The sequence below is a fragment of the Burkholderia sp. AU17457 genome, from assembly GCF_002223255.1.
GTDB lineage: Bacteria > Pseudomonadota > Gammaproteobacteria > Burkholderiales > Burkholderiaceae > Burkholderia > Burkholderia sola.
The window spans coordinates 665106-681490 of sequence record NZ_NKFB01000005.1; the positions used below are offsets into that span (position 1 = coordinate 665106).

Consider the following 16385-nt stretch of genomic DNA (forward strand, 5'->3'; position numbering starts at 1 on the left):
GTCATGAGTTCGTCTCCGACACCTCCGGGCAAGACGCCCAACAGCGTGACGCCGCTGATTCTCTCGCGCGCCGTGAAACCGATCGAAACCGATCCGTCTGTTACGCAGGTTCAGCCCACGGCCCCAGCCGCGCCGGCTCTCGCGCCCGTTGCGCGGCCACGTGAGCCGGTGCTGAGCGCCGTGGCCGCTGCCGCCGCCGCTTCGGTGCAGCCCGCGCAAACGGCGTCGCAAGGCCAGCCGCCGGGGCAGGCGCTGCCGCTCGCCGCGGTGGCGCGCCCGCTTTCCGACAGCGGCGAGTTCGCCGCGAGCGACGAGGAGCGCAAGTTTCTCTGTCTGCTCGACGACGGCACGCTGCTCGTTGCCGAAGGGCACGAAATGAATCCGTTCGTGCTGTCGTACTGCGCGAGGCTCGAACGGCTCAATTGCCGCTATACGACGCGGCTCGTGGCGCTAGATGCGATCAGGCGCAGCTATCAGGGCCCGCGCCGCGACGGCAGTGCCGAGCGCATCGATCACACGCAGATGCAGGTCGTCGCGAAGAACCTGATCACACGAGCGTGCGACGCGCGGGCCTCGGATATCCATATCCGTGTGAACCGCTTCAGCACGGAGATTCTTTTTCGCGTCCACAACGAACTCGTGCGCATGTCGGAGCAGACGCGCGAGTACGGCGAGCGGCTGCTCGCCACGCTTTATGCGGCGATGTCGAGCGTATCGGACAACACGTACAAGCCGAACGAGCGCCAGGACGCGGCCATCGGCGACCGCGACAAGCTGCCGGACCGGCTTTTCGGCGTGCGGATCGCGACGGCGCCCACGAGCGTCGGCAGCGTCATGGTGCTGCGGCTGCTCTACAACGATGCGGGCGAGGCGACGGCCCTGACCGAGCTCGGCTTCACGGTGGCGCAGGCGAACGCGTTCGAGCTGCTCGCGCAGCAGCCGCACGGCATGAACATCATCAGCGGCCCGACCGGCTCGGGCAAATCGACGACGTTGCAGCGCGTGCTGACGAAGCAATTGCGCGAGATGGCCGGCTCGATCCACGTCATCACCGTGGAAGACCCGGTGGAGTACCCGATCGAGGGCGCCGTGCAGACGCCCGTCGTCAACGCGCCGACGGAAGAGGCGCGCTCGCTCGCGTTCGCCGCCGCGATCGCGAATGCGATGCGGCTCGATCCCGATACGATCATGATCGGCGAGGTGCGCGATCGTGCATCGGCGCAAAGCGCGTTGCGCGCCGCGATGACGGGCCATCAGGTGTGGACGACGGTGCACGCGAACGGCGCGCTCGCGATCGTGGACCGGCTCGTCGATCTCGGCTTGCCGATCGCGATGGTGACGGACGAATCGCTCGTCACGGGGCTCATCAGCCAGCGGCTCGTCAAGCTGCTGTGTCCGCACTGCTCGCGCCCGCTGGCCGAGTCGATGGCGCAGCTCGACATGGGGCTCGTCGCGCGCGTGAAGCGGGCCGTCGGCGCGCGGTTCGACGCGGTGCGCGTGGCCGGGCCCGGTTGCCCGCATTGCAAGAACGGGACGGTCGGCCGGACCGTGGTGGCCGAGGTCGTGCGCACCGACGCGACGTTTTGCGAATTGCTGCGCGCCGGGCGCAAGCCCGATGCGCAGGCGTACTGGCTCAGCGAGCTCGCGGGGCAGACGGTCGCGCAGCATGCGCTCGAAAAAGTGGCGGCGGGCCTCGTCGATCCGCGCATGGCGGAGCGCGTGGTCGGCCCGTTCATGCCGGGCAGCGGGGGGCGGCCCCAGCCGATCGGAAGCGGCTATGGCACTTGAGCTCAACCGGCGCTGGGCGCGCCTGCAACTCACGACGCAGGCACGCCTGCGGCTCTATCGCAAGATCGCGAAAATGCTCGCGAACGGTTTGCCGTTGCTCAAGATTCTCGAGGAGCTCGAGTTGCGTGCGTCGCACGAGGGCCGCAAGCCGAACGAGCCGCTGGCATTGACGCTCGCGGACTGGCGCAGCGTCGTGCAAAACGGCGGCATGCTGGCCGAGGCAATGGCGTGGTGGGTGCCGCATACCGAGCAGATGATCGTCATGGCCGGCGAGCAGTCGGGGCGCCTCGAGGCCGCGCTGCTGAACGTGTGCAACGTCGTGCAGTACAGCCGCCGGATCCGCACGGCCATCGTCGGCGGGTTGACCTACCCGTGCGTGATCGTGGCGATGACGATCGGGTACGTCTACCTCTTCGGCCAGCTCGTGATTCCCCGCTTCGCGTCGATCGTGAGCCCGGAGCGCTGGCACGGCGTGGCGAAGTCGCTCTACGAGCTGTCCCGGTTCGTGCAGGGCGGCATGATCTATTGCCTCGTGGTGCTCGCGATCCTCGTCGCGGCGCTCTTCTACTCGATGCCGCGCTGGTCCGGCAACGTGCGGGTCTGGCTCGACCGCTACCCGCCTTACTCGATCTATCGGCTCATTACGGGCTGCGGTTTTCTCGTCGCGTTTTCGTCGCTGCAGGCGGCGGGCTTCACGGTCGAACGCTCGCTCGCGCGGCTGGCCACCGATGCGAAGCCGTGGCTCAGGCGGCGAATCGACGACATGCTCTTCGGCGTGAAGTCGGGGCTCAACGTCGGCGAGGCGATGAAGAACGCCGGCTACCGGTTTCCTTCGGAGGAGATCGTCGACGATCTGTGTGTGTATGCCGAATACAAGGGCTTCGCCGAGGCGCTGCACGCGATCGCCAACGAATGGATGACCGACGGCGTGGAGACGATCGAGGCGCAGATGCGCGTGGTCAACGGCGCGGCGATCGTCGTGCTCGCGCTCGTGCTGTCGTGGCTCATCAGCGGCTTCTTCGGAATTCAGCAGGAAATTGCGGCTTTGGCTCGGAGTCTGCATTGAGCCTGCCGTGTAATGGCGTGCAGGCGCAGTGCAAACGAACGGGTGTTGAAAGGAGAGGGCACGTGTTTGTCGAGTGCCGATTGAGGAAACCAAGGAGAGCAACATGAAGGTCAAGACCGTCGCATCGATTCGCGCCCGGGTGGGCAGCCGCGGGTCGCGGCGCATGCAGCGTGGCGCCACCCTGCTCGAAGCGATCGCCTATCTCGGGATCGCCGCCATCGTCGTCATCGGCGCCATTGCGCTGCTGCGCGGCGCATTCGGCAGTGCTTCGTCGAATCAGACGGCCGAGCAGGTGACGGCCATCCAGACCGGCGTCAAGAAGCTGTATATGGGGCAGACCAACGGCTACAACGGGCTGGCGACGACCGTCGCCATTGCCGCCGGCATCATCCCGACGACGCTCGTCATCGACACCGCGGCAAATACAGTCACCGATGCGTGGGGGGGCGCAGTAACCGTTACGGGCACTGGCACCGGTACATTCACGATCGAATTCGATTCCGTGCCGACGGACGTATGCATCAACGCGGCATCTGCCGGCGGAACCTGGACGGCCGTCTCGATCGGCGGTGCGGCGCAAACCGTGCCGGTCACGCCCGCCGCCGCGCAGGCGGCGTGTGCCGGTGGTGCGAAGAACATCATCTGGACCTCGGCCTGATCGAGGCCGGAGTATCGGCCTTCGCTCCGATTGACGCCACGAGCCGCCCGCCATGTTCCTGATCTGGATCGTCGCCGCCTTCGCGATGCTGACCGGTGCCTACGCGCTGCTCGGCGCCGAGGCGGCGCCGGCACCGCTCGCGCCGTCGGCGATGGCGCTCGCGGCGAACATGAGCGCCTACCGGCAGGCCGTGGTGGCCTACGCGCGCGCCAACCCGTCGTTCGCCGGCAGCGTGCCGGCGGCGAGCCTCGCGCCTTACCTCGGGGCGACCGTTCCCGATCCGATGTGGCGGAACTATGTCCAGCCCAATGCCCGCTATGCGGGCAGCCTGGTCGTGGTCTATGCGGCGTCGGCGGCAGCCGCGGCCGCGGTCGACGGCATCGAGCAGATTGCGCAGGGCTCCGCGCTGGCCGGCGTGGCGCTCGGCGCCAACCTCGTGTCCCCCGGCAACCCGGCGGTGCCGCTGCCGGCCGCCCTGGCGAACGCGATCCCGAACGGCATGCCGGTATGGATGGCGCAAGCGTATGACTGAGCGCACCCGTACCCTTGCCCGCACCGGCATGCGGCGCGCCGGCCCGCGCGCGCGGCCGGCTCGCCGCATGTCCGGCTTCACGATGGTGGAGATGCTGGCCGTGCTTGCACTCGCCGCATTGATGATGGCGGGCCTCGTCGCGCTCACGAACTCGTCGCTCGACGATACGCGCGCGCAGCAGGCCGCGCTTTATCAGTCGCAGCTGACGGCGGCTGCCACGCGGCTCATTCGGCAAAACTACACGGCGCTCGCGGCCCAGGCCACGACCACCTCGCCGGTGATCGCGAAAATGACCGGCTCGACGTATCAGCTGTCGACCTACCTTCCGAATGCGTTGAGCGGCACGAATCCCTACGGTCAGGCGCCGTGCCTGCTCGTCTACGCGGCCCCGGGCGGCGCCAGCCCGGTGGCGTTGCAGGCGCTGCTCGTCACGGAGGGCGGCCGGACCATTCCCGATCCCGAACTCGGCTACATCGCGGCGAACGCCGGCCCGGGCGGCGGATCGATCCAGGCGACGAACAATGCGATCGGCGCGGCCATCGGCGCCTTCGGCACCTGGAAGATCGATACGCCCAACCCGGCGAATACATCCTGCACAAACAAGAAAACGGGCACGGGCCATCTCGCGAGCCTCATTTTCTACGACGGCACGCAGGCGCAGAACGTCGACTATCTGTACCGCGTGGCCGTGCCGGGCAATCCGCAGGCGAACACGATGCAAGTGCCGATCGTGCTCGCGCGGCAGATCGACTATGCCGCCTGCACGCAGCCCGGCGCCATCGCGGCCGACGCTTCGGGCAACGTCCTGAATTGCGATGGAGCGCAGAACCTCTGGGTGCCGCAGGCGGCCTATCACTGGCGCGAACCGGTGGACGACGAAGCGGCGCTCGCGGGCGTTGCCGCGCATCGGGGCGACGTGCGGCTCACCGCCGCGACGAATCGGGCCTATGCGTACAACGGCGCCACATGGCAGGCACTGGCGGTGGACGAAGCGGGCAATCTCGCGCTCGGCAACGCGCACGACGTCGGCGACCCATGCCCGCCCGCGCCGCAGAATTCGGCCATCGCCCCCGCGTCGGCGAGCACGACGCTCGTCTCCACCGATGCGAACGGGCGCGTGCTGTCGTGCCGCGGCGGCAGGTGGCAAACGCAAAGCGAAATCGAGCCGGCGTCATCGCTCACGGGCTGTCAGCTCGTGATGGCCAACCCGAACGGCGCGGGCGATTACTCGGCCTGCACGGGCCAGCCGGCGACGAACTTCCAGTCGGGCGCCTATTCGTACAACGGCAGCAACGGGACGTACTCGTATACGTTCAGGACGACCGTCAACCTCACCAAGCCGGGGATCATCGTCGCGTCCACCTGGGCGCACCTGAACGACGGCATGTGCAACGGCCCCACCGGCAACCGGGGGCAGCTCTCGCAGAGCATCGACATCACCGACGGCGGCAACCGCAACCTCGGGCATACGGAGAGCCAGACGCCGACGCTTCAGGACGATTCGGGCGGGATCAACAACGCGCTGTCCCAGGCGGGCACGCCCGGCACCTACACGATCGTCGTGACGACCAACTGGGCGACGTACGCCGGTATCACGACGCCGTGGATCAGCAGCTTTTGCGGGGAGTCCGGCCAGACGGTCTGGAACACGCCCGTCGCGGCGGGCTGGACGATCAACTCCTACTACTGAGCGCCCGACCGTGAGCCTATCCATACCGCACACCTTCGCAGCATCGTCACGCACGGCGCGACCGGCGAAAGCGGCGCCATTGCGCCGGCGCCGCCGTCGCGCGGGCTCAGTGCGGCGCGAGCGTCTGCAGCATTTCGTGCAGCTCGAGCCGGTTGTAGGTCGCGCGCAGCACGTCGCGCGGCAGGCATTGCTGCTTCGATACGAGGCTGAAGAGGTGATCGTTGAGCATGCGCGACATGTTGTCTTCCTTGCGCTTCATGAACTCGGCAAGGTACGGCAGCTTGCCCGGATCGGTCAGCAGGCCGCTGATCTGCTGATTGTTGTTGAAGAGCAGTTCGCTCGCGAGCACGAAGTTCTCGCCGTCCTCCGTCGGCACGAGGCATTGGCAGATCACGCCGATGAGGCAGTTCGCGAGCGCGGCCGCATAGCGCTCGCGCTGCTCGGCCGGAAAGAACGACAGCAGTCGCGTGAGCGTGCCGATCGCGCTGCCCGTGTGCATCGTCGCGAGCACGAGGTGGCCCGATTCGCCGGCCTGCAGCGCCGTCTCCGCCGTCTCGGGGTCGCGCACCTCGCCCACCATGATGACGTCGGGTTTTTGCCGCAGCGCCTCGCGCAGGCCGGCCGAGAAGCTCGGTGTGTCGGTGGGCACTTGCCGCTGCGAGACGATCGACGTGCGGCCCTCGAGTTCGTATTCGATCGGCTCCTCGATCGTGACGATGTGGCTGTTGCGCGTGCGGTTGATGTGCTCGAGCAGCGACGCGATCGTCGTCGTCTTTCCCGAGCCGGTCGGGCCCGTCACGAGGATCAGCCCCTTGGCGCTGTCGATCATCGAGCGCACATACGCGGGCAGGCCGAGCTTGTCGAGCGCGAGCGGCTGCAGCGGCAGGCGCCGGATCGAGATGACGAGCTTGCGGCCGCCATTGGTGCGGTAGATGTTGCAGCGAAGGCGGCAGCGCGTGAGCACGAACGGGCGATCGATCGCGCCGTGCTGAAGCTGCGCCTCCCAGTCGGGTTCGATCGAGGCCAGCGTGGGCAGCATTTCGTCGTGCAGCACGGGCTCCTCGCCGACGGCGAGCCAGCCGCGCGGCGCCTTGATCATGATCGGCCGGTCCTGCTCGATATGGATGTCGGTGAAAGTCTGCCGCAGGTCGATCAATTCGAGAATCTCGCGCGTCAGGTCGCGACGTTCGTGACTCGGAGCGTTCATCGTCAGTGCCCTTCCTATGAAAGATAGTCGGAACTTACATGAAAATTTTGTCGATGTGTCGGAGAAGCACCCGGCGGCGGTTCGTACGTTTCATCGCGGGCGGCGCGTCATGAACTGGGCTCGCCGACTGGGCACCGTGGCCCTCGCCGCCGCGCTCGCATTCGGGGCGACCGCCCCCGTTGCCGAGGCGGCGGCCGTGCGCTGGAAGTCGTCGATCGTCGATTACGAAGCGCAGGGCAAGGACATCAAGGATGTGCTGCGCGACTTCGGCGCGAGCCAGGGCGTCCCGACGCGCATCGCCGCCGATGTGAGCGGCACCGTGAGCGGCAAGTTCCATCTGCCGCCGCGGCGCTTTCTCGATACGCTCGCGGCGTCGTTCGGCTTCGTGTGGTACTACGACGGCGAAGTGCTCGACATCACGACGGCCGCCGAACTGCAGAGCACGCTCGTGAAGCTCGATTCCGCCGATACGGGCGCGCTGCGCGACGCACTCGACCGCCTGCGCATCGCCGACGAGCGCTTTCCGATCGTCTACGACAGCGCGCAGGGCACGGCGCTCGTGAGCGGGCCGCCTCGCTACGTGCAGATGGTGACGAACGTGGCCTCGCGGCTCGACAACAACGCGGCGCATCGAAGCGGCACGCAGGTACGCGTCTTTCCGCTCTATCACGCGTGGGCGCACGACCGCACGGTGCCCATCGACGGCCAGCAGGTCACGCTGCAGGGCGTGGTGGCCGTGCTCAACGGCATCTACCACCCGGGCACGGCCAAGGCCGCCGACAAGCGCGGCGAGGGCGGCCGCGCGGCGAGCGGCGTGAAGCGCACCACGCCGATCAACGACGTGAACGGCAATGCGTACAACGGCCCGTACATTCCGCCGCCGGTGCCGTCGGGCGCGGCCGGCAAGGGCATGTTCGCCGGGCTCACCGGGCAGCCTTCGCCGGCCGTGGCGGCGGCGGTGGGCGAGCCGCCGCCGCCGCAGAACACGAGCACGGCGCCGGCGAGCGACGATCAACTGCCGGTCATCGTCGCGGACCAGCGCACGAACTCCGTCGTGATTCGCGATACGGCCGACCGGATGGATCAGTACGGCAAACTGATCGATCGCCTCGACGTCAAACCGCAACTGATCGAGATCGAGGCGCACATCATCGAGATCGACGACGACGCGCTGCATCAGCTCGGCGTCGACTGGACCGCGCACAACAGCCACGTCGACGTACAGACCGGTACCGGCACGCTCGCGCAGAGCACCTACAACGGCACGCTCTCGCAGAACTTCGGCCAGACGGCGCTGGCGGGCAACATGCTCGCGGCGGCGACGCCCGTGGGCGCATCGGTGGCCGCCGTGCTCGGCGACGCCGGCCGCTATCTGATGGCGCGCATCTCGGCGCTGCAGCAGACGAAGGCCGCCAAGATCGACGCGAGCCCGAAGGTCGTCACGCTCAACAACATCGAGGCCGTGATGGACAACCAGACGCAGTTTTTCGTGCCGGTGTCGGGATACACGTCGGGCGATCTCTACAGCGTGTCGACGGGCATCTCGCTGCGTGTGCTGCCGATGGTCGTGGAGGAGGACGGGCGCACGCGCATCAAGCTCGACGTGGCGATTCAGGACGGCCAGCTCACCGATCAGACGGTCAGCAACCTGCCGGTGATCCAGAACAGCACGATCAACACGCAGGCGTTCATCGAGGAGGGGCAGGCGCTGCTCATCGCCGGCTATCGCGCGGACAGTGCGACGATGGGCGTGACCGGGGTGCCCGGGCTCTCGAAGATTCCGTTGATCGGCGCGCTCTTCAGGACCGACAACCGCCAGAAGAGTCACATGGAGCGGCTCTTCCTGCTGTCGCCGCGCGTCATCTCGCCGTGATTCACCGCAACCGCCCGCACCGGGGAATGCAGGAGGCCATGTGAACGAATCCCATACTCAGCCGCATTCGCTGCCCGGCGTGCCGCCCGGGGAGCAGCCCGAGCCGCGGCCCATCCCATCGAGCTTGCCCGCCGACGCATGCGGCGAGGGCGCCGCCGATCGCCGCCTGTCCGACGACGACGCGCGCCGCCTGCGCGGCACGCTGCGCGGGCTGCCGTGCGGGGTGATCGTGCTCGATCGCGCGGGCACGGTCGTTCACGCGAACGCGCGTGCGCTCGAGATGCTGGCGATGACGCTGCCCGCGGGCGTCGATTTCAGCGTGGCGCTGAGCGAGCGCTTCGAGATGACGGACGTGCCGCGGCTGCGCGATCTCGAAGCGGGCCGCGAGGTGCGCGTGGACGATTCGACCTTCTGGATTCAGGCGGGCCCCGCCGGTGCGTGTGCCGGTGCGGGGGCGGGCGAATCCGTCATCGCCGTGACGGACGTGACGCCGTTCGCGCGCTCGCTCGACGAGCGAGCCATGTCGCTGCGCTTCTTGCTGCACGATCTGCGCTCGCCGCTCAATTCGATCAGCGCGCTCACGCAGCTCGATGCGAGCGACCCGGAGGCGTTCGAGCGCTGCGGCGGCATGCAGCAGATCACCTCGCTCGCGCAGTACGTGCTCTCACTCGGCGAGCAGTTCATCTTCTCGTCGGTGACCGAGCATTTGCAGGCGCGCGACTTCAAACGGTTCGATCTGCGCGCGACGCTGCGCCAGATCATCTCGCAGCTGGAGGTCACCGCCGTCTATTGCGGCGTCGCGTTACACTTGTGGCTGCCCGACAGCGCGCCGCTCTGGGTGAGCGGCATGCGCAACTTCGTGGCGCGCGCCGTCCAGAACGTCATCGACAATGCCGTTCGCGCGTCGCCGCGCGGCGAGGCGGTGACGGTGTCGATCCGGCAGGCCGACGGTTTCGCCGAGGTGGTCGTCGACGATCGCGCGGGCGGGCTGCCGGGTCTCGTCGAGGGCGATCGGCTGACCGACTTCGAGAAGCTCGGCAAGCGGACGGCAACGGGCTTCGGTCTCGGGCTCAAGCTCGCCGTGCAGATCGTCGGCATGCACGGCGGCGCACTTTACGCCGAGCTCAACGGACAAGGCGGTACCATGTTCGTGCTGCGTCTGCCGTGCCTGAATCCTGTCGCCGCGAAGCCGCACGCGACATCGCTTGTCGATGCCGACCGCGCGTTGCGCGCGGCGCGCCGCGAGTGAGGCGCCAGCGCGCGGCCCGTATTCGTTTGACACGCGTTGCGCGGGCCGGGCGCCGACTCCCGCGCGGCCGTCAGAACCAAGAGTTCACATGAAATCGCTTGCAGGCAAACCCGTACGCATTCTGTTCGTCGAGGACGACGTCGCGCATCACGCGCTCATCCATTCCTGGCTCAAGAGCGAGGGCTACCACGTCGACGCTTTTCACAGCGGGCTCGACGCGCAGCAATTTCTGTCGGAGCAGTGGGCCGATCTCGCGATTCTCGACTGGGATCTGCCGGGCGTGTCCGGCGACAAGCTGCTGCAAAAGATCCGCAGCCGCTCGCAATCGATCATGCCCGTGATTTTTCAGACCGTGCACTCGGCGGAGTCCGACATCGTGCGCATACTCGATGCGGGTGCCGACGACTATCTCGTGAAGCCCTACGACAGGCAGGTGCTGCTCGCGCGCATGCGCGCTCTGCTGCGGCGCTTCGCGCCGATGAACGTGCAGGGCCGCAAGATGTTCGTCGACGACGAATGCGTGCTCGATCAGCAGGCGCGCTCGCTCGTGGTGGCGGGCGTGGCGCACAAGCTCGGCACCAAGGAGTTCGACATTCTCTGGCATCTCGCTCGGCACACGGGCGCCGTCGTGCTGAGGCAGGATCTGATGAGCGTGGTCTGGGGCTGGGATGCGGCCGTGCAAAGCCGCTCCGTCGACATGTACGTGAGCCGCCTGCGTGCGAGCCTGAAGGCGGCCGGCGTCGGCTGGACCGTGCAATCGGTCTATGCGACGGGTTACCGCCTGACCCTCAAGCCGGATAAGGATCAGTCGGGCGCCGATGCGTCGGGTGCCGCTGCGTCGGGCGCCGGTGCGTCGCCGGAAGGCGCCGCATGAACGCGGCACGAATGCGAGCGCTCGCGCGCGGCGCCGTCGCTGCCTTCGTCTGCGCGGCCACCGTGCATGCGCAGGCGGCGAGCATGGCGTGGGCCGGCGGCTCCGGCGCCCGTTTCGTCTACGCGACGAACGGCGCGGGCCTCGCGGAGGTCCTGAATGCCTTCGCGGCGGGGCAGCACGTTGCGCTGCGCATCGACGGTCAAGTGGAGGGCGTCGTGAGCGGCCGTTTCGCGATGCCGCCGCAGCGCTTTCTCGATGTCATGAGCCGTTCGTACGGATTCGTCTGGTACTACGACGGTGCGGTCCTGCATGTGTCGCCCGCGAACGAGCAGGCGCATATCGCCATCCGGCCTCACTTCCTTTCGGCGAATGCGCTGCGTGTGTCGCTCGAGCAGGCAGGTCTTGCCGATACGCACTTCCCGCTGGCGGTGGACGCCGCCGCGCAAACTGTGAACGTGCACGGGCCGGCGACCTACGTGGAGCGTATTCGTGCCGCGGCCGAGCGCTTCGAACGCGACGCGCGAGCGCGCGTGCGTTTGTCCGTGCGGGTGTTTCGCCTGAGTGCCGCGAATGCCGCCGACGAAACGCGCGTGGTCGATGGCCGCACGCTCGTCGTGCCCGGTGTGGCCACGCTCTTGCGGCGCCGTTTCGAGCGCCCGGCCGTTGCGAGCGGGACCGCCGTCTCCGATGCACCGCGGATCGTCGAGTTCGATGCGGCTTTGCCGGTGATCGAAGCGGATGCGACCACGAATTCCATCCTGATACGCGATCGGGCCGAGCGCATCGACGCCGACGGCGCGCTCGTCGCCAGCCTGGACGTGCGTGCGCAGCTCGTATCGGTCCAAACGTGGGTGGTGGATGTCGATGGCGACGCGCTCGACGCGTTGCGGCCCGCGCTGCCGCCGGCCATGGCCGACGGGGCAGGCGCGGAGCAGGCGACGGCGGACGTGCGCGAGCACCGCGATGCAGGTGTCGCGCCCGACGGCGGCCGCGCGCTGATCGCGCAGATCAAGGCATTGGCCAGGAGCGGCCGCGCCGAAATCGAGGTGTCGCAAACGGCGCTCACGCACGACCGCTCGCCGGCCGTCATCGACCGCCACGAGGCACGCCTCGCACGCCGTGACGAGGATGACCTGCCCGATGACGGTGCCCGCGACCTCTGGCTCTCGATTGCACCGACGGTCGAAGGCGCCGCGTCGATGCCGCGTATCGGCTTGCGCGTGGAACTGGGGCGCCGCCGCGATGCGCGCGGCTATCGGGCGGTCGACGAAAGCCTGGCGCCGGGCGAGTGCCTCGTCATCGAGGGGCCGGCGGGGCACGGAAGCGATGTCGCGCGTCGCGCGGACGATACCGGTTCCGGCGGTGCGGGAGACGGGGGCACGCGCCGCCGCCTCGTCTTGCTGATCCCGCGCGTGGCGGCATAGCGCCGAGCGGGCGGGCGCCCGCGACCGCGTGAGCGTGAAGCGACGTGCCGTGTACGAACGGATGCGATGGCTGGCCAGGCATCGATGCGCGCGCGGATGCGCCCGTTGCCTGAAGCGCGCTTGCGCTCGCCGGGCTTACGCCCGCAGCCACATGAAATTGCCCGAGGCGATGCCCTCGAACATTTCGTCCGGCGATTCGAGGATGTTGTTTTGCCAGTAGCGGCCGTGTTCGGCGTAGTGCGAGAAGAGATCGGCGAGATAATCGCCGGTGATCGTCGGGCCCATCGGCAGATGGACGAGCAGCACGACGTTGCCCGTATCGGATTCGAGGCACAGTTGCGCCTGGTCCTGCGCGTAGACGAGCAGGTTGGCTTCGAGCATGAGCCGAAAAACGACGAGCGACCGGCCGGGCGTGACGGCGCCGTAATGAAAGCTGACATAGACCGAATCGGGGTCGGTCTCGTGGTGGTCGAGATGGACGTCGAACCCCTCGATCTCGAGCGTTTGCGTCTCGACGACATACTCGGCGTCGGGCAGCCCGACCACCGCGCAAACCTCGTGAATCAACTCGACGAAACGTTCCCTGCTCATGGGCGGCAATCTCCGGCGAAAATAGGGCGGCCCGCTTGCAAAAAAGCGGGGGCACGTAGCCGGAAAGCCGGGCTTTCCGCCTTCGTGCCCCTCGCGCGAACGGACTGCGGCAACGCGAGCGGCTTACTGGCCCTTCGCGGCGTCGGCGATGTTCTTCGCGCCGTTGTTGCCGACGGAAGCGAGCGCCGACGTTTCCTGCTGCTGCATGTTGATCTGCATGGCGGCCATCGTCATGGCGTTGTTCTGGTTGGCCATGGCCTGCATCTGGCCGACCATGTCGGCGTTTTGCGAACCGGCTTGCGAGACGCCCGAGCTTCCGATCGATGAAGACATGATGTATTCCCCTTATCAAGAAAGTGATGGAAAAAGCACTGCTGTGGGTTGACGCCTGATGCTTCGGTAAAAGGCCCGTGGCCGTGGTGGCCGCCGGTCCGGACCGGCTGACGCGCAGCCGGATGCTGCAACTGCAAACTGTTCAACCGTCTTCCGTATCGCCGCGGATGCCGTCAAAGCGCCGCGCCACGGGCGCTGTGGCGCTCCTGCAGCGTGAGCACGATGCGGCGCGCCGCGATCATCCCGCGATAAAGCTTTTGCAGATCGAGCCGCTCGCGCTCGTCGGCCGCGGACTGCGTGGCCGTACTGATCCGGCGCGCGGTTTCGTCGAAGGCCGCCGCGATGCGCGCGACCCGTTGCGCGCCGTCGGGCGCCGAGAGCGTGGCATCGAGCGCGTTCAGATCCTGCGCGATGAGAAGCAATGCGTCGTACATGTCGGTTCCTTTGGTGGTCGAGGTCAATTGTTTGCTTCGTTCCCGCTGCTCGCGAACAGATGCTTCGTGCCGTCGGGCGTCTCGATGTAGCGCAGCCCGCCCGTGGCGATCACCGACGTGTACTCGACATCGGGCGTGAGCGCCTGCGCCTCCTTGACATCGACGTCGACGCGCTTGACGTTGTCGCCGAGGTCGGCCCTGATACCCGCTATCAGCGTGCGGAAGGTCGTCATCGACTGCACGCTGCCGCTCACGCGGAAGACGCCGTGGCCTTGGTAACTCACTGCCGCGCCCGTGCCGGCGAGCGACTGCTGGATGTTGTCCACGTCTTGCTGCGCGACGTCGTATTCGCGCCGCACCTTGCCGCGCGCGAGGCTGTCCATGATCCGCTGCGCCTTCGCGCTTTCGTCGGTGCTCGTCACGATGCCGCGCACCGCCACACTGTCCTTGCGTGCCATTGCCTGCAGGTCGCCGAGGCCTTCGCGGTGCAGGGCCTCCTGCAACTGCCGTGCGAGCGCGTCGGCGTCGAACCTCACGCTCGCCGCTTCGCTCGACTGCGTACCCGCGAACATCACACCGGCCACGGCGATGCCGCCGATCGCAGCGGTGCAGACGAGCGCCAGCACGGCCGTGCGCCAGGGCACCTTGGGCGAATCGGCGGGCGCATGGCCGGCGCGGGATTCGTTCGCATGGGCCGGGGCCCGATCCGGCGCGCCGCTATCCGCGTCAGCCCCCGTCGCGGTGTCGGCGGCAGGCGGCTCGGCCGTCTTCCAGAGGCCCGCCAGCAAATCGAGATCGCGCGGCCAGGCTTCGCCGTCGGGGCCCACGCAAAACACGACGTCGCCGAACGGCACGGCCACGAAGTCCGCCACGAGCACCTCGTCGCCGTTCGCCGAGCGGATCCGCGCCACACCGTCCTCGCCCACGCAAAGCTCGATGTCCTCGACCGTCCAGTCGCTGATGCAGACATCCGAGTGCTCGGTGGCGCCGATCCGGTAGGTGCCGCTCGTGAGCCGGACCTGGGCTCCGGCGTGGGTGCCGGTCAGTACTCGAAGCGCTTTCATGATCGTGGTATCCGTGTATCCGACGTGGGTCATGCGGTTGCCCTTGCTGGTCGCCGCTCCGGCGTTTCGCTGCTTCGCGCATCGGGCCGCCGGGCCTTGACCGTCGAAATCAGTTTAGGGTTTTGCCGGTGGCGCAGCCGGCGCCATGCGAACTTCGAACGTCTTATCCGAAGCGCCGGCCGTGGGCTTGGCCGTCCCTTGCCGCGCGGCGCCGGTTGGACCACCGATCGCGCCGCCCGTCGCGCCGCCCGTGACGGCGGCGCCGGCGGGCACCCCGCCGGCCGGCAGCGCGGCTTGCGTGTCGAGAATGCGTTGCTTCACGGCCGCGATCGATTGATCGTCGTACGAGTATTCGATGCCCGCGCTCTGGCGGGCGAGCGTGTTGTCGAGCGATACGCCGAGAAGCCCCGCCACCGCGGCGGCCTTGCCCGGGGTCGCGGCACTTTGCATCAGTGCCGCATGGCGGTGCGCGTGAAGCCGGGCAGCATTGCGCCGAAGCGCCATCGGCGAGCGCATCGCGAGCAGCATCGGCACCGCCAGCAAGGGCCCCAGCTCGATCTGCGCGGCAAGCCGCAGCACCTCCTTCGCGCACGCCGCCGCGAGTTCGGCCGGCAAGTCCGGCGCACCGAGCTTGTGCGTCGCGAGCAGTTGCATCGTGGCCGCGAGCGGCTGGCTGCGCGCGGCGGCCTTGGCCCGGCCCGCCTTGCCGATCGCGAACTTGCGCGGTTTGTCGCGGCCTTCGCCGGACTGACGGCCGTCGCGCCGAGGCTGCCCGTCGCGCGGCGCACCCTGCTGCGGCTGCCCCTGCTCTTCGCCGTGCTGATTCGAGCCGCGATCGTGCCCATGGCCGTTGCGATGCTGTTGCTGCCCGTCGCCGTGTTGCTGATCGCGCTCGCGCTTTTGCTGCTGTCCGTGCTTTTGCTGCTGACCCTGCTCGTGCTTGCGTTCGCGCTCGTGCGGGTGTTCGTGTTCATGCTCGTGCCTGGGCTCGAGCGCGTGCGGGTCGTCCGGCCGCTCGTGAGCCGATGCCTCTTTGCCCTGCGTCTTCGCCGAGCCCGCCGGCCGCGGCCGTTGGCCGAGCTGGCGCATCAGCTTTTGCGCGGAAGGGGGCGGCGGCTTGTGCATGCCTTCGGCAAAACGCTTGCCGCGGTAGAAAGCGGCGGCGAGCATCTTGTTGTGCTGCATGCGCGCGCGCTGCATCTTCGTGTGCTGCACCTTCACGCCCGTGAAGCCGCGCGCCTGGGTCATCTGCCCCACGTGCTCGGCGCCGGCCTGCGCCTGCTGCGCGAGATCGGCGGCGTGGTGGCCGTGGTTGTTGCGGATCGGCGAATTCATGACGGCACCGCGAGCGTGATGATCTGATTAGCGAAGCGCAGGATCGCGGCGGCGCCCCAGGCGCCGATCATGAGCACGGTGGCCACGACGGCCACGAGCTTCACCGCGTACGAGATGCTTTGGTCCTGCATCGACGTGATGGCCTGCACGAACGAAATCGCGAGGCCGGAGAGCGCGGCGACGGCCACCACCGGCATCGAGACGGACAGGCAGAGCAGCAGGCCCTGCGAGGTGATGCGAACGAGCGTATCGGTTTCCATGGTGCGC

Annotated in this window: 17 protein-coding genes; 10 read left to right on the forward strand and 7 right to left on the reverse strand. The window is 68.0% G+C overall.

Annotated features, from left to right (window positions below; translation table 11 throughout):
- Positions 1–3: 3 nt before the first annotated feature.
- From CFB49_RS20230 to pilV, 5 genes are all read left to right on the forward strand, one after another.
- On the forward strand, positions 4–1788 hold the full coding sequence (locus CFB49_RS20230; protein WP_069618425.1) for a GspE/PulE family protein: 1785 nt from the start codon (positions 4–6) through the stop codon (positions 1786–1788).
- The gene (locus tag CFB49_RS20235; protein ID WP_069618424.1) at positions 1778–2854 is read left to right on the forward strand and encodes a type II secretion system F family protein; all 1077 of its coding nucleotides are present in this window, start codon (positions 1778–1780) and stop codon (positions 2852–2854) included. The genes CFB49_RS20230 and CFB49_RS20235 overlap by 11 nt, the downstream gene beginning before the upstream one ends.
- A gap of 103 nt (positions 2855–2957) precedes the next feature.
- Positions 2958–3512 carry a type 4 pilus major pilin gene (locus CFB49_RS20240; RefSeq protein WP_089492793.1) on the forward strand — a complete coding sequence of 185 codons (555 nt, stop codon included), beginning with the start codon at positions 2958–2960 and terminating at the stop codon, positions 3510–3512.
- A 52-nt stretch (positions 3513–3564) separates the two neighbouring features.
- On the forward strand, positions 3565–4044 hold the full coding sequence (pilM, locus tag CFB49_RS20245) for a type IV pilus biogenesis protein PilM (protein WP_089492125.1): 480 nt from the start codon (positions 3565–3567) through the stop codon (positions 4042–4044).
- Positions 4037–5734 (forward strand): shufflon system plasmid conjugative transfer pilus tip adhesin PilV, encoded by a 1698-nt coding sequence (gene pilV, locus CFB49_RS20250; RefSeq protein WP_089492126.1) that lies wholly within the window; start codon positions 4037–4039, stop codon positions 5732–5734. Before pilM ends, pilV begins: the two co-directional genes overlap by 8 nt.
- A gap of 106 nt (positions 5735–5840) precedes the next feature.
- Here the strand turns inward: pilV and CFB49_RS20255 are convergent, their stop codons facing one another.
- Entirely contained in the window at positions 5841–6947 is a 1107-nt protein-coding gene (locus CFB49_RS20255) for a type IV pilus twitching motility protein PilT (RefSeq protein ID WP_371090891.1), read from the reverse strand.
- Positions 6948–7050: 103 nt separating this feature from the next.
- On the opposite strand from CFB49_RS20255, the gene sctC reads away from it, so the two are divergent.
- The 4 genes from sctC (at position 7051) to CFB49_RS20275 (ending at position 12361) form a co-directional block, all read left to right on the forward strand.
- Entirely contained in the window at positions 7051–8814 is a 1764-nt protein-coding gene (gene sctC, locus CFB49_RS20260) for a type III secretion system outer membrane ring subunit SctC (protein ID WP_069618658.1), read from the forward strand.
- A 40-nt stretch (positions 8815–8854) separates the two neighbouring features.
- On the forward strand, positions 8855–10063 hold the full coding sequence (locus CFB49_RS20265) for a sensor histidine kinase (protein ID WP_089492127.1): 1209 nt from the start codon (positions 8855–8857) through the stop codon (positions 10061–10063).
- 88 nt (positions 10064–10151) lie between these two features.
- Positions 10152–10937, forward strand: a complete 786-nt coding sequence (locus tag CFB49_RS20270; RefSeq protein WP_089492128.1) for a response regulator transcription factor — start codon at positions 10152–10154, stop codon at positions 10935–10937.
- Between the two features lie 83 nt (positions 10938–11020).
- Positions 11021–12361, forward strand: coding sequence for a secretin N-terminal domain-containing protein (locus tag CFB49_RS20275; RefSeq protein WP_249190513.1), 1341 nt, complete (start codon positions 11021–11023; stop codon positions 12359–12361).
- A gap of 135 nt (positions 12362–12496) precedes the next feature.
- Here CFB49_RS20275 and CFB49_RS20280 read toward each other — a convergent pair whose 3' ends face one another.
- The 5 genes from CFB49_RS20280 to CFB49_RS36835 all read right to left on the reverse strand — a co-directional run bounded on the left by CFB49_RS20280 (position 12497) and on the right by CFB49_RS36835 (position 15398).
- Entirely contained in the window at positions 12497–12952 is a 456-nt protein-coding gene (locus tag CFB49_RS20280) for a molecular chaperone Tir (protein ID WP_040139485.1), read from the reverse strand.
- A 123-nt stretch (positions 12953–13075) separates the two neighbouring features.
- Positions 13076–13285 (reverse strand): hypothetical protein, encoded by a 210-nt coding sequence (locus CFB49_RS20285; RefSeq protein ID WP_006765597.1) that lies wholly within the window; start codon positions 13283–13285, stop codon positions 13076–13078.
- A 173-nt stretch (positions 13286–13458) separates the two neighbouring features.
- On the reverse strand, positions 13459–13719 hold the full coding sequence (locus tag CFB49_RS20290; protein WP_089492130.1) for a type III secretion system protein: 261 nt from the start codon (positions 13717–13719) through the stop codon (positions 13459–13461).
- Positions 13720–13742: 23 nt separating this feature from the next.
- Positions 13743–14816: an HrpD5 family protein gene (hrpD5, locus tag CFB49_RS20295; protein ID WP_089492131.1), complete on the reverse strand. Its 1074-nt coding sequence runs from the start codon at positions 14814–14816 to the stop codon at positions 13743–13745.
- A gap of 81 nt (positions 14817–14897) precedes the next feature.
- The gene (locus tag CFB49_RS36835; RefSeq protein WP_249190514.1) at positions 14898–15398 is read right to left on the reverse strand and encodes a hypothetical protein; all 501 of its coding nucleotides are present in this window, start codon (positions 15396–15398) and stop codon (positions 14898–14900) included.
- Positions 15399–15416: 18 nt separating this feature from the next.
- Here CFB49_RS36835 and CFB49_RS36840 point away from each other — a divergent pair, with 18 nt between their 5' ends.
- A complete protein-coding gene (locus tag CFB49_RS36840) occupies positions 15417–16145 on the forward strand; it encodes a hypothetical protein (protein WP_249190515.1) in 729 nt (242 codons plus the stop codon).
- Here the strand turns inward: CFB49_RS36840 and sctS are convergent.
- Positions 16115–16378, reverse strand: coding sequence for a type III secretion system export apparatus subunit SctS (sctS, locus tag CFB49_RS20305; RefSeq protein ID WP_027782683.1), 264 nt, complete (start codon positions 16376–16378; stop codon positions 16115–16117). The genes CFB49_RS36840 and sctS overlap by 31 nt on opposite strands.
- Positions 16379–16385 lie beyond the last annotated feature (7 nt).

Coding starts and splice junctions, on each gene's coding strand:
- CFB49_RS20230 (WP_069618425.1), top strand. CDS start 4: ATGAGTTCGTCTCCGACACCTCCGGGCAAGACGCCCAACAGCGTGACG.
- CFB49_RS20235 (WP_069618424.1), top strand. CDS start 1,778: ATGGCACTTGAGCTCAACCGGCGCTGGGCGCGCCTGCAACTCACGACG.
- CFB49_RS20240 (WP_089492793.1), top strand. CDS start 2,958: ATGAAGGTCAAGACCGTCGCATCGATTCGCGCCCGGGTGGGCAGCCGC.
- pilM (WP_089492125.1), top strand. CDS start 3,565: ATGTTCCTGATCTGGATCGTCGCCGCCTTCGCGATGCTGACCGGTGCC.
- pilV (WP_089492126.1), top strand. CDS start 4,037: ATGACTGAGCGCACCCGTACCCTTGCCCGCACCGGCATGCGGCGCGCC.
- sctC (WP_069618658.1), top strand. CDS start 7,051: ATGAACTGGGCTCGCCGACTGGGCACCGTGGCCCTCGCCGCCGCGCTC.
- CFB49_RS20270 (WP_089492128.1), top strand. CDS start 10,152: ATGAAATCGCTTGCAGGCAAACCCGTACGCATTCTGTTCGTCGAGGAC.
- CFB49_RS20275 (WP_249190513.1), top strand. CDS start 11,021: ATGGCGTGGGCCGGCGGCTCCGGCGCCCGTTTCGTCTACGCGACGAAC.
- CFB49_RS20280 (WP_040139485.1), bottom strand. CDS start 12,952: ATGAGCAGGGAACGTTTCGTCGAGTTGATTCACGAGGTTTGCGCGGTG.
- CFB49_RS20285 (WP_006765597.1), bottom strand. CDS start 13,285: ATGTCTTCATCGATCGGAAGCTCGGGCGTCTCGCAAGCCGGTTCGCAA.
- CFB49_RS20290 (WP_089492130.1), bottom strand. CDS start 13,719: ATGTACGACGCATTGCTTCTCATCGCGCAGGATCTGAACGCGCTCGAT.
- hrpD5 (WP_089492131.1), bottom strand. CDS start 14,816: ATGACCCACGTCGGATACACGGATACCACGATCATGAAAGCGCTTCGA.
- sctS (WP_027782683.1), bottom strand. CDS start 16,378: ATGGAAACCGATACGCTCGTTCGCATCACCTCGCAGGGCCTGCTGCTC.